11 protein-coding genes are annotated in these 11,541 nt (G+C 58.0%); 8 read left to right on the top strand and 3 right to left on the bottom strand.

Annotated elements, in window-relative coordinates; all coding sequences use genetic code 11:
* Nucleotides 1-10 precede the first annotated feature (10 nt).
* Entirely contained in the window at nucleotides 11-1,393 is a 1,383-nt protein-coding gene (locus tag ACA049_RS24760; protein WP_497330586.1) for a carbohydrate porin, read from the bottom strand.
* Nucleotides 1,394-1,756: 363 nt separating this feature from the next.
* Here ACA049_RS24760 and ACA049_RS24755 point away from each other — a divergent pair, with 363 nt between their 5' ends.
* On the top strand, nucleotides 1,757-1,987 hold the full coding sequence (locus tag ACA049_RS24755; RefSeq protein WP_007903672.1) for a VF530 family protein: 231 nt from the start codon (nucleotides 1,757-1,759) through the stop codon (nucleotides 1,985-1,987).
* A gap of 2 nt (nucleotides 1,988-1,989) precedes the next feature.
* Nucleotides 1,990-2,646, top strand: coding sequence for a Pr6Pr family membrane protein (locus tag ACA049_RS24750; protein ID WP_497330584.1), 657 nt, complete (start codon nucleotides 1,990-1,992; stop codon nucleotides 2,644-2,646).
* 15 nt (nucleotides 2,647-2,661) lie between these two features.
* Here ACA049_RS24750 and ACA049_RS24745 read toward each other — a convergent pair whose 3' ends face one another.
* Both ACA049_RS24745 and ACA049_RS24740 read right to left on the bottom strand, forming a co-directional pair.
* The gene (locus tag ACA049_RS24745; RefSeq protein ID WP_497330582.1) at nucleotides 2,662-3,447 is read right to left on the bottom strand and encodes a siderophore-interacting protein; all 786 of its coding nucleotides are present in this window, start codon (nucleotides 3,445-3,447) and stop codon (nucleotides 2,662-2,664) included.
* Nucleotides 3,444-4,022 (bottom strand): PadR family transcriptional regulator, encoded by a 579-nt coding sequence (locus tag ACA049_RS24740; RefSeq protein ID WP_497330580.1) that lies wholly within the window; start codon nucleotides 4,020-4,022, stop codon nucleotides 3,444-3,446. Before ACA049_RS24740 ends, ACA049_RS24745 begins: the two co-directional genes overlap by 4 nt.
* A gap of 509 nt (nucleotides 4,023-4,531) precedes the next feature.
* On the opposite strand from ACA049_RS24740, the gene ACA049_RS24735 reads away from it, so the two are divergent.
* The 6 genes from ACA049_RS24735 to ACA049_RS24710 all read left to right on the top strand — a co-directional run bounded on the left by ACA049_RS24735 (nucleotide 4,532) and on the right by ACA049_RS24710 (nucleotide 11,508).
* On the top strand, nucleotides 4,532-5,017 hold the full coding sequence (locus ACA049_RS24735) for a CS1 type fimbrial major subunit (RefSeq protein ID WP_497330578.1): 486 nt from the start codon (nucleotides 4,532-4,534) through the stop codon (nucleotides 5,015-5,017).
* Between the two features lie 109 nt (nucleotides 5,018-5,126).
* Complete coding sequence (locus ACA049_RS24730; protein ID WP_497330576.1) at nucleotides 5,127-7,649, top strand: TcfC E-set like domain-containing protein; 2,523 nt, start codon at nucleotides 5,127-5,129, stop codon at nucleotides 7,647-7,649.
* Between the two features lie 34 nt (nucleotides 7,650-7,683).
* A complete protein-coding gene (locus ACA049_RS24725) occupies nucleotides 7,684-8,940 on the top strand; it encodes a hypothetical protein (protein WP_497330574.1) in 1,257 nt (418 codons plus the stop codon).
* Nucleotides 8,941-8,983: 43 nt separating this feature from the next.
* Complete coding sequence (locus ACA049_RS24720) at nucleotides 8,984-9,724, top strand: molecular chaperone (protein WP_497330572.1); 741 nt, start codon at nucleotides 8,984-8,986, stop codon at nucleotides 9,722-9,724.
* 15 nt (nucleotides 9,725-9,739) lie between these two features.
* Entirely contained in the window at nucleotides 9,740-10,240 is a 501-nt protein-coding gene (locus ACA049_RS24715) for a CS1 type fimbrial major subunit (protein ID WP_497330570.1), read from the top strand.
* A 50-nt stretch (nucleotides 10,241-10,290) separates the two neighbouring features.
* Nucleotides 10,291-11,508 carry a hypothetical protein gene (locus ACA049_RS24710; RefSeq protein ID WP_497330568.1) on the top strand — a complete coding sequence of 406 codons (1,218 nt, stop codon included), beginning with the start codon at nucleotides 10,291-10,293 and terminating at the stop codon, nucleotides 11,506-11,508.
* The last annotated feature ends 33 nt before the right edge of the window (nucleotides 11,509-11,541 follow it).

Raw genomic sequence — 11,541 nt, 5'->3', positions numbered from 1 at the left:
TGTGGTGTTGTTAGAACGATGACTGGATTTTTATCCCGCCAATCAACGCGTCATCGACCTTGTCCACGCCACCGGGGTGGCGGATGTATTGCAGGTTCGGGCGCACGGTCAGCCAGTTCGTGACGTGCACGCCGTAATAGAGTTCGGCGCTGTATTCGGTGTCCTGGGGTGGCAGGAACGAGGGATCGTCGTAGTCATAAACGGCGCGGGCCTGGTTGGTCGCTTCGGCGTTCTTGCGATAGGCCGGGTTGACGTGGACGCGGGCGAGGGCAAAGCCGATGTCGTCCTTGGCGCGTGCATCGAACAAGCCTTTGTAGACGACGCCTGCCTGGACATAGTTGTCGATGGCGTTGGTCTTCTTGTCGTGCATCGTGCCGTTGGCAAACACACTCAGGCCGCGGGAGTTATCGCTGGCGCGGCTGGTGATCTGCTGCTGCACGCCCAGCCACACGCCGTGCTTGCTCGACGCGCTGCGATAGGCTTCGCCGCTCAAGGCTGCGGGCTGACCATTGCTGTCCTTGTAGGCATCCGTGGCCTTGGCGTTGCTGTAGTAGTAACCGGCGCGGTATTCGCCCGGCAGGCCGTTGAGCTTGGGCGACCACACAAGCTCGACCGGCAGAATTGCGCCCTGGGTGCCGCTGCCGCTGAGCTTGAAGCCATTGCCGCGATCGAGGTTCGACGGGTTCTGCTCATACGCGCCGACTTGCGCATACAACTCAGGCGTCAGGTGATATTTGACGCGCATCGCCCACTGGCTCACCGGCCAGTTGTACCAGATGCCGCCGACCCAGTTGCCGACTTGCGAGCCGCAAAACGCCAGGTTCTGGAAGTCGCACGGGAAGCTGTTGAAGTCCTCGCCTTCGCCAAAGCGGCCAACCTTGATGTCGAGCTTCTGGTCGAAAAATTTCTGCTGATACCACATCTGTGTCAGGCGCCAGGTTTGCCCACGACCCCAGACTTCCTGTGCCGAAGTGAAACCGCCCACACGCGGGTCATTGATCCGGTCGTTGCTGATGTTGTTGCCGCTGCGCTCGGTGATGGTCAGTTGAAATTCAGCGTCGTCCCAGCCGAGGATTTTCTGCAAATCCAGATGCGTGCCGAAACCAAACTGGTCGCTGTAGCGGGCGGTGCGATCGTGGTCGTAGCCGCCGTGCAGATTGCTGCCCATCTCGCCGGTGTAATCGACTTTGAAGTCGTAGCCTTTTTCCGATAGTTCAGTGCGCGTGCCGTTCCAGTCGCCGAGCATCCAGGGGGATTCGCTATCGAAGGCGGGAGCGGCCTGGGTGCAGGTTGCAAGGCCCAAAGCGGTGAACCCACCGATCAGGTTCAGGGCTTTTCGGCTGGCAATAGCGGTGCAGACAGCGCTGTCTCGCGAAGTTGGGAAATAAGGCATAGAGAAGGAATTCTTGATCTTTTTCTGGGGGATGAACGGAAAGCGGCACTATGTCGCGGGCAGATGAAGCGTTTCAGCTTGACGGGCGCAAGGATAATGTCCGGTTACAAATAGAGAAAGCGCTTTTGCTGACATGGAGCGTTTCGGATTTGGTAACAGTCCGTGGGAAAGATCGCAGCCTCGTTTCACTCGACAGCTCCTACATTGGATCGCGTTCACCTGTAGGAGCTGTCGAGTGAAACGAGGCTGCGATCTTTTACGCTTCACCTACATTTAACTGACAGCACACAGATCGCTTCCCCCCAACGAAGCCCTCGGCTAAGGTGCGCGGCTTCCCATCCTGACATCGCTCGAAGGCCCGGCATGACCGAACAGAACAACAACCCGCTGCACGGCGTGACGCTGGAGCAAATCCTCAACGCCCTGGTTGAGCATTACGAATGGTCGGGGCTGGCCGAGCGCATCGATATCCGCTGCTTTAAAAGTGACCCGAGCATCAAGTCGAGCCTGACCTTCCTGCGCAAAACCCCGTGGGCGCGGGAGAAGGTCGAACGCTTGTACGTGAAGCTGATGCGCACCAAGCGCCCGCTCTGAACATGGTCAACCTGTCGACGCCAGGTTCTGCCGCGAGGCGTCGTTTTGTGGCGGTGGCCGCAGTGCTGGGCTGGGCGGGGCTGGCCATTCAGCTGTACCTGATTCTGTACTCACGCTGGACGCTGGAAGCTAGCTTGATCGGTGGGCTGCTGAGCTTTTTCAGCTACTTCACCGTGCTGACCAATACGCTGGTGGCGACCGTGCTGACCTGTGAATGGACGTCCCGTGAGTCAGCGGCGCGACGCTGGTTCTTGCAGCCGTGGGTCAGCAGCGCGATTGCCGTGAGCATCGTGGTTGTCGGGCTGGCGTACAGCCTGTTGTTGCGCCACTTGTGGCATCCCGAAGGCTGGCAATTGCTGGCCGACGAGTTGATGCACGACGTCATGCCGCTGCTGTTTCTGGCGTATTGGTGGTGGTGCGTGCCCAAAGGCACGTTGCGGCTGCGGCATATCGGGTTGTGGGTGATTTATCCGCTGGTGTACTTCGCCTATTCGCTGCTGCGTGGGCATGAGTTGGCGGTTTATCCCTATCCGTTCATTGATGTCGGCACGTTGGGTTATCCACAGGTGTTTTTGAATGCGGGGGGATTGTTGGCGGGGTTTGTGCTGATGGCCTTGTTGCTGATCGGTATTGATCGCCAGCTTGGGCGGCGCCAATAGCGCCGCCTTCACTTTTCACTCCTCGTCGCTGTCATCCGCCCGCCAGTAACCCACGGCTTTGACGAACTGCTCATTCAATCCGTGTTCATCCAGCAACACCCGGCGGATCTGCCGTGACACCTTGGTCTCGGTCGCCACCCACGCATACAGATTGCCGATGGGCACTTGCAGTTGCTTCACGGTGGTCAGCAACTTGTCTTTGCCACCGTCACGCAACACCCAGACCACATTGACCTGCGCGGCGCTTTCCAGGCGTTGCTGCTCGGCGCCGTTTTCCACTTCCACGATCACCAGCGCACGCCGGTTGGCCGCTAGGCCTTCAAGCCGGCGGGCGATGGCGGGCAGGGCGGTTTCGTCGCCGATCAGCAGGTAACTGTCAAACATGTCCGGCACGATCATCGAGCCGCGCGGCCCGCCGATGTGCAGGAACTGGCCGGGTTGGGCCTGCTCGGCCCAGGTTGAGGCAGGGCCATCGCCGTGCAGCACGAAGTCGATGTCCAGTTCCAGGGTGTCGAGGTCGTAACGACGTGGCGTGTAATCGCGCATCGCCGGCATCGGCCCGTTGTCTTTACCGGCACCGAGCACCAGGGTTTCCAGTGCTGCTTGTTCCGCCGCGTTTTGCGGGAACAGCAGTTTGACGTGATCGTCCGTGCCGAGGCTGACGAAACCGGCCAGCTCCGGGCCACCCAGGGTGATCCGGCGCATCCGCGGCGTCAGATCAACCACGCGCAACACTTGCAGACGACGGCGTTTGATTTCATGCATGACACGGTGAATGGATTGCACGATCACTTCAGTCATTCGGCTTTCTCCTGAACGGGTTGAACGGCAGGGCCGTCGACGATGGCTTTGGCGGTGTTGTTGAGCAGGTCGCGCACCCGCAGGATTTCTTCCGGGCTCCAGCGGCCGTGATGCATCTGCAGGGCGTGACGCAAGTTGTGCACCGCCTCGTGGATCTCGGCCGGGCGATCATGGCCGCGCAATGAGCGCTTGCTGACCTCGATGCGCATTCGCACGCCGTCCAGCGCAATGGCCTGGTCGGTCAATGACAGACGTCCGGCGTCGGTGATGCTGTAGCGTTTTTTGCCGCCCTCGGCATCGCCCAGGATCATTTCGCTTTCTTCAAGGAAGGTCAGGGTCGGGTAGATCACGCCGGGGCTGGGGCAGTAGGCGCCGTCGAACATGCTTTCGATCTGGCGGATCAGGTCATAGCCGTGGCAGGGCTGTTCGGCGATCAACGCCAACAGCAGCAGTTTCAGGTCGCCGGGGGCGAACACCCGGGGGCCACGGCCACCGCGTTCACGGCCGGGGCCCGGGCGTTTCTCGAAGCCGTCGCGGCTGTCGCCGTGGTCTCGATGGGAATGATGGTCTCTCATTTTTGCGTCTTCTCTCGTCGTGTTTAGATACAACTTAAGATATATCTTGTTGGATGAGCAAGCGTTCTGGACCAACGGTCGGCTTCGGCCGTCGCAGGGGGGCAGACGCAATCAGCGACGCGGAATGAGACGGTGGTTGCTCTTTTAGAGTAATTGAACTAATTATGGAAGTTCATCGGTTGGTCATTAGTCCACTACCATGAGACAAGTAGTCTGAGTCTTACGGAAGTTTAATGAGTTCCGGTCTGTGTGCTTTTTCAGTTAAAACTGTGTGTAGTATTTCTCTGAGGGTAAAACAATCCAGTTGGTGATTTTTCAAACTTTTTCCTATTGTTCGAACGCCATTGTTACTACATGTTCTTCGGAAGTTACGTACTTACTTTCTTAAGCGATTGGACGATCATTCTCTGGCGTCGAAAGTTAAGCGAAATCGCCATCACCGCGTGGATGAAGTTCGCTTGTTCAGACTTTTCTCGGCCCAATCCTTTGAAATAGACAGGTACTTAATAATGTTCAAGAAGCTTGCAATCGCCGTTCCGATGACCCTCCTGGCCCTGAGCTCTTCGATGGCGTTCGCTGCGGAACAAGCGCGCTCGTCCATCAACATCAGCGCTAATATCCCCACCGAAGTATTCCACGCCCAACCGGTTAATCCTGACTTCGGTAAAGATGAAAAAATGTCCTACAACGTGATAACCGAGCGCTTGAGCCCGCTGCGTGCCGCTTACGATATCCGCCACACTAACGGTTCGGTCCATGCGTATGTGGAAGGTGGTCCGCAACCCCTGTTCAACGGCACCAATAACATCCCGATGACCTACGTCTTCAACGGCGTAACCTTGGGCGGTCTTCCTAAAGAAGTGGTTGGCGATACCGAATCCAACGCGGGCATGCGGGCTGATCTGGTGATTACTGCCTCCTCGCCTGTCAGCGGTCAGACAGGTCTTTACACGGCCAGTCCAGTCGTGATTTTCGATGCCGTTCCGCGCATCTAAGTCAGCCATGACTTAAGGCTCAGCCTTATTCGTTAGCACTTACCGGTCGATGGGTATTCACTGCCTGTCGATCGGGTTTTAACGCACTTATCTTCAGAGTATCCCGTTCATGTTCCCGATGACTCCCATCGCGACGGCGCTTGCCCTATGTTTTTGTGCAACCGCCCTGGCCGCGCCAGCGGACAACGGCCACACACCTCGAAGTTTGCTTGCGCAAGCCAAGGGTTTGCCGAGCGAGTTCGAAGAACACTTCTTTGATGTGCCGCTGGCGGTGCGCGTGGAACTTGATCAACAGTTTCTCGGTGAGGCGATGGTCGTGTTGACCCGCGACGATCGAATCACCTTAGTTGACTTCAATGATGTCAGCGACAGCACAATCAAACCCAGCGAGCGCGATATCTGGGCCAACCATCTGAAACAAGGCGTGGCGTTGGGCGCCTGCCAGACCAACTGCCCCGAACAACTGTTGGCCGTGCACTACAGCCTCGAAAACTCGCTGGTGTCGATTCTCACGGAGAACGCCGAACGGGACGACCAGGTGCAGCAGTATTACAACCTGCCCGAAGGTGGCAGCACTGGCTTGATCGTGCGCAACCAATTGAACCTCAATGGCGGCCAGAACCAGGACCTCGGTGGTCGTTACGGTCTGGAGGCCAGCAGTAGCCTTGGCAACTGGACCCAAGCGGTCAATATGCAGCTATCGCGCCTGGGCGGTGTCGACAACCAGACTTATCACGCCGTGCATGAGCTTTTTACCCAGCGTGAATTGCAGGGCAACTTTGTGCGCCTGGGTTATTTCACGCCCACCTCCGAAGGCCTGACCCGTCAGCCGCGTACCTTTGGCGCCAGCCCTGATACCGCGTTGGGCGTCATGTATGGCAGCTCCGACAGCCTGGCCATCAACAATCCGAAACCGGCGGTTTATCCGATCTACGTCACGGCCAATCGCCAGGGTTCCGTGGAGATTTACCGCGACGGTTTGCTGATCAACACTCAGGCAGTCCCGGCAGGGTTGCAGACCCTCGATACGCGTCCGCTGCCCGGCGGGATTTATGAAGTGGAAGTGCGCCTGATCGAAGACGGCCAGATCACTTCCAGCACCCTGGAGCTGGTCTACAAGCCCAACAATTGGCGCAATCATGACGAGCGCTGGCGCTACAACCTGTTCGCCGGTCGCGAATCCAAATTGCTCAGTAACTGGGAAGAGCAGGCCGACGGCGACATGACCGCCGGTGCCGCCTTCAACTTCCTCTGGCACCCGCGTGTGATCCTCGGCCTGACAGCGCGGCAGGTGCGCGAGGCGCTGCAATACGGCACGTCGGTTGACTGGGCGATCGTCAACAACGCGAGCCTTTTCGCCAACGTCTACAAGACCGAAGACTACGGCACCGGACTCGATGTGCAGGGGCTTTATTCCTATGGGGGCGGCAGCCTCGTCGCCAGCCATAACCGCAGCTGGCTCGACACCACTCGGCTCTACGACACCCTGCCCGACGGCACGCGAGTGCGGCAGCGCGCCGTATTCATCGGGCAAACCAGTAACTCGTCGTTATCGGTAAACCATCGGCTTACCAGCAAAAGTTCGGTCAATGCCCGGGTGTCCCACAGCGAAGGCAACACCAACGGGACGGGCATGGATCTGGGATGGACCCAACGCACTCGACTGTTCGGCAGCGATGCCAACTGGCGCCTGTCGCTGTTCGACCGTCCGGGCAGTTTCAGCTCGGGCAATGATCGCAATCGCGGCCTCGACCTGAGCGTGAACATCGCGCTGGGCGGCCCGGGAGAGCAGTGGTCCGGCAGCATCGGCACCCGCACCGATCGCGATGGCGGGCGCGATAACAATGCCTCGCTCACCTACCGCAAAGACTTGCAGGATCACCTGCTGCAAAACGTCTCGGCCACGGCGATCACCGACACCTATGGCATCGGTTTGAACGCGATGGCGTCGATGCAATCGGACCTGGCCAACGCTGACGGATTTATTCAACGCTCGTCGTTTAACAACGACCTCACCGGCGGTTTGAACCTGGACAGCACCGTGGCCGTCGGCGGACAAAAGTTGGTCGTGACCAGCCAATACCACCGCAATGGTGCCGGCATGATCATCGATGTCGAATCGGACATCGACGGTATCGCCTTGCGCGCCGACGATTTGAGCGGTGGCAGTGCGGTGCTCAAACCCGGGCGCAATTTTGTGCCGATCACGGCTTACAAAAGCAGCTCGGTCAGTTTCGATTTCGAGGGCACCCACGTTCCCGCCGCGACTATTCAACCGTCCCGATCCAGCTATCACCTGAACAAAGGCGGCGTGGGCTATCGGCAGATTCGCGTGATGCAAACCCTCACCGTACTCGGTCGTCTGATCGACCCTCAGGGCAATCCGCTCAAGGGCCACCACATCATCAACCACGCCAGTCGCGGGGTGAGCGAGGTGGACGGGTTCTTCTCCATGGAAATGAATGCAGGCTCACCGACCCTGGAAGTGCGCTATGGCAATCAGTTGCTGTGCCAGTTCCGGCTGGACCCGAGCCAGGGGCGAACTGAAAACAATGTGTTGATGATCGGGGATTTGCGCTGCACTCCAGACACGTTGGCGGACGTTGGTGATGCCGCGCAGAGCGCCGGTTGATGTGGGTTGCTCAATCTCTGGAGTGCATAAAAAGATGAATGTTTCGACTGCTATCCGATGGCGCACCGTAGGGGCTCTTTTTTTGGGGGCCTGCCTGATTGTGTCGAGCCTGCAGGCCGTCGCGGCCGTCATGGACATCGACGCAATGTTCGAGCCCGACTCGGCTAAGCCGCAGAAAAATGAATTCATCAACCAGACGCCGTCTGAGGGGTTTTGTCGTCAGGTCCCGCAGGCCTGCAAACCCCTTGGGCTTTTTAGTCTGGTCGCGCCGATTCCATTCACCGCCAACTCACCGATTCTGGCCAGACATACGGACCCGCGCCAGGGTGGGATGGCCCGTGTTCCCTCTGAATGGCGAGAGGTGCACGTGACTCACGAATCAGGTGATTCAAAAGTACTTTCCATCAGGATTGGGGGTATTGGCCATGAGGCCTCACTGCCCCTTTCCGTGGTTGAGATAACGAATGGGGGATGGTGGAACGACTTGTGGGAAGGCAGGGGGTGGGCTCATGCGCCTGCACCTTGTTTGGGCGTGAACACATACACGGCTGGCGAACATGGCTACAACAGTTTTTGGCGGGTTCCGGTGGGCGCTGGCGTGTGCAGCAAGAAGGCGCTTTTCGATATTCCGATGTCCTTTAAGTATCAGTTTTTCGTCTTCGCGTATGAGCTACGTACACCTGACCCACTGAACATGTTGACGGGCAAGTACACCGGCTCCATCACCTACACGGTCGGCCCCCATCAGGATTTCGACATGGGCGATGTGATGATTCCAGCCGACAACCAACTGACCCTCAATTTCTCTCTGGATGTGCGGCACACGCTCAAGGTCGAAATCCCCCCCGGTGGCACCCGGGTGGAGCTGGTGCCTGAGGGTGGCTGGCAAGTCTGGCTGACTCGAGGGCGTAAACCGACACGGCTGTTTCGTGATCAGACCTTCACTGTCGCGTCGTCGAGTCGTTTCAAGATGCGCTTGGAGTGCCAGTACACCCAGGACGGCGATAACTGCTCTTTGCGAGAGCCGGTGTCCGGCCATTTCGTGCCACTCGACGTTAGCGTCACCCTGCCCACAGGGTTGACTGACGCGGCGGGGCGGCCAGTGAATCGTCAACCGTTACGACGCAATGGCAGTGGTAGCGAATTGTTTCAACCGGCTTTCTATGTGGAGCGAAAACCAGGGACGCTGCACTTCGAGATTCCTCCCGATGAAGTCGCGGAAATGATAAGGCCCGAGCGACAACGCCAGTACTCCGGGAATGTGACGGTGGTCTGGGATTCAGACATCTAGCGGGCCGTCCTTTGCAGCATTCAATTCAATGAGGTTCAGCACGATGAAACACCTGTTGGCACTGTTTGGTTTTTATCTGTTCGCGCAACTGACTCACGCGGCACCGAGCATCAATATCGGGACCGTCTACGACTATCTGGACGGCGACAAAAGTACCTATTTGAAACGCGTGTTCAATGGCGGCGACAGCACGGCCTTCGTCAAGGTCAACATCCTCGAAATCATCTATGAGAACGACGGCACCTCGCGCGAAGTGCCGCTCAAGACCCAGGCCGACGGCAATGCCCGGGATGGCTTGATGGCGAGTCCGGCGCGGCTGATCGTGCCGGCCAACGGCATGCAGGGCACACGCTTGCTGTATATGGGCGAACGCGACCGGGAGCGGTATTTCCGGGTGCGTTTCGTGCCGGTCGTACCGGAGAAGGAAGATGAATTCGCCGTCTCCAGCGACGAGCGCGAAGAATACAAAAAGTCCTTGTCCGCCGGGGTCACCGTGCTGGCAGGTTACGGCGCGGTGTTTTTCGTGCGGCCCAAGGAAACGCGTTTCGACAGCGCGATCGAGAACGACGCGGGCAACTATCGAATCCGCAACAACGGCAACACGGTGGTGGTGATCGACGAGTTCAAGGATTGCTCGATCAAGAACGAGCAGGACTGCCAGCCGACGACCAAGCATCACATTCTGGCCGGCCGCACGTTTCAGTTCCAGAAGCAGGCCGGTCGCGAGTACCACTTCACCTTGGTCGAAGGTGAGAGCAGCAAAAAAATCGACGTGAAGGGCTGACCCCGGGTGGTGACCATGTTCAAGAAACTGATTGTCATGCCCGTGTTGGCGGCTGCCCTGTTGGCAAGCTCGTGGGCCTATGCGGCCAGAGAAGTGCACACGTTTGACGTGTTCGTGACGATTCCGACCCTGGCGTTCTACGTGATCCCCTCTGACCCTGGCTGGATTCATCGTGAACAACGCCTGCCGTGGAACCTCGCGATGTCGTCACTGGGCAGTCTGCGCAAATACTTCGATGTGAAAAATGAGGCCGGCTCGATTGAAGCAAGGCTGGAGGGCCGGCCTTATCTGTCGAACGGCACCGATGCCCATGATATTGGCTTGCGAGTGCTGTTCAACGGCGTTCTGTTGAATGAACTGGACAACCGCGAAGTGCTGCCGATGAGCGAAGCGGCGCTGGGTAAACGGGTGCCGCTGGAGATCGTGCCTTTTCCACCGGTCGACGGCGTTTACAAACCTGGAAATTACTTTGGCAGCGTCAATCTGATTTTCAATGCGGTGTTGCCGGGGGCGTGATGCGCACTCACCGGCTATGCATGGAAACACCCAAAAGGACTGTATAAATCATGGACAAAATCAGAATAACGAGCCAGTTGAGTGCGCTGGTATTGACGGGGGGATTTGCTGTGTCGGCAGGCGCGGCAACTGTGGATCTGACGGCAGTGTTTCGGCCGGACCCGGCAAGGCCCATGCACAACGAATTCAAAAACACGACCCCGCAAGGGGGTTACTGCAAGGACCATCCGGCTTATTGCGAAAATGGCGTCTTCAGCATCGCTCTACCGGTTCGCTTCAGATCCATCGCGCCTATCCTGCCTGATCACGCCGAACGTCAAGGCCCGATGTTCCGCACGCCCTCCTATTGGAAGGAAGTCACGGTCATCCATGACGACACCGGCAAAGCCGAGACGGTAAAAATGCGCGTCAACGGCATAGGGGCGGCTTACACGATCAAGGAGCCTCTTCCTGGAGGCGTATGGGACGCCTCCTGGGTCAATGCGCCTGCACCGTGCAATTATGGCGGCGTGGGTTACGGGAGCGCGTATTACTACGCGTTTTTCTGGCGAGTGCCGGCCAATGCGGGGAGCTGTGCGAAACGCGCTTACCAACCGATTCCCGAGACGCTTGGATTTGCCTATCAGGATGTCGGTTTTTCATATGAGCTGGTCACACCCGATCCGCTGAAAATGTCGACAGGCACTTACCGGGGTGTCATGAATTACACCGTAGGGCCGCACAAGGATTTCGACATGGGTGATGTGATGTTGCCCGATGACGATTTGATCAACCTCAACTTCACCCTGACGGTCGAACACACCTTGAAAGTGGATATACCTCCTGGCGGTGATCGTGTGGAGCTGGTCCCGGAAGGTGGCTGGCAGTCCTGGCTGGCTCAGGGGCGTAAACCGACCCGGTTGTTTCGTGATCAGACATTCAACATCTCGTCATCGACCCGCTTCAAGATGCATCTGGAGTGTGACATTCCGGGATTGTTCGATTGCATGATTCGTGACCCCGTTTCGAAGCGCGCGGCGGTGGTGCAACTCAGCGTCAGCTTGCCGAACGGCCTGACGGACACCAACGGGCAACCGGTCAAGCGTCGTCCGTTGCATGTCGGGCACGTGAATGCCCAACAATTCAAACCTGGTTTTTACGTGGATCGTGCGCCGGGCATCCTGCATTTCGAGATTGCACCTTATTACGTGAACTACATGTTGACGCCGGGCGTGGCCTCCAAATATTCCGGGAACTTCACCGTGGTTTGGGATTCGGAAATCGGATAAGCGCGTAGCATGCCCTGAAGGCGTTTGTTTGCC

Source organism: Pseudomonas sp. LBUM1662, assembly GCF_059695915.1.
Note: the sequence above shows the minus strand (reverse complement) of the source record. Positions and strands in the feature narration are given on the sequence as shown.

Excerpts from the sequence above, each read along its gene's own strand:
- ACA049_RS24760 (WP_497330586.1), bottom strand. The coding sequence starts at position 1,393 with ATGCCTTATTTCCCAACTTCGCGAGACAGCGCTGTCTGCACCGCTATT.
- ACA049_RS24755 (WP_007903672.1), top strand. The coding sequence starts at position 1,757 with ATGACCGAACAGAACAACAACCCGCTGCACGGCGTGACGCTGGAGCAA.
- ACA049_RS24750 (WP_497330584.1), top strand. The coding sequence starts at position 1,990 with ATGGTCAACCTGTCGACGCCAGGTTCTGCCGCGAGGCGTCGTTTTGTG.
- ACA049_RS24745 (WP_497330582.1), bottom strand. The coding sequence starts at position 3,447 with ATGACTGAAGTGATCGTGCAATCCATTCACCGTGTCATGCATGAAATC.
- ACA049_RS24740 (WP_497330580.1), bottom strand. The coding sequence starts at position 4,022 with ATGAGAGACCATCATTCCCATCGAGACCACGGCGACAGCCGCGACGGC.
- ACA049_RS24735 (WP_497330578.1), top strand. The coding sequence starts at position 4,532 with ATGTTCAAGAAGCTTGCAATCGCCGTTCCGATGACCCTCCTGGCCCTG.
- ACA049_RS24730 (WP_497330576.1), top strand. The coding sequence starts at position 5,127 with ATGTTCCCGATGACTCCCATCGCGACGGCGCTTGCCCTATGTTTTTGT.
- ACA049_RS24725 (WP_497330574.1), top strand. The coding sequence starts at position 7,684 with ATGAATGTTTCGACTGCTATCCGATGGCGCACCGTAGGGGCTCTTTTT.
- ACA049_RS24720 (WP_497330572.1), top strand. The coding sequence starts at position 8,984 with ATGAAACACCTGTTGGCACTGTTTGGTTTTTATCTGTTCGCGCAACTG.
- ACA049_RS24715 (WP_497330570.1), top strand. The coding sequence starts at position 9,740 with ATGTTCAAGAAACTGATTGTCATGCCCGTGTTGGCGGCTGCCCTGTTG.
- ACA049_RS24710 (WP_497330568.1), top strand. The coding sequence starts at position 10,291 with ATGGACAAAATCAGAATAACGAGCCAGTTGAGTGCGCTGGTATTGACG.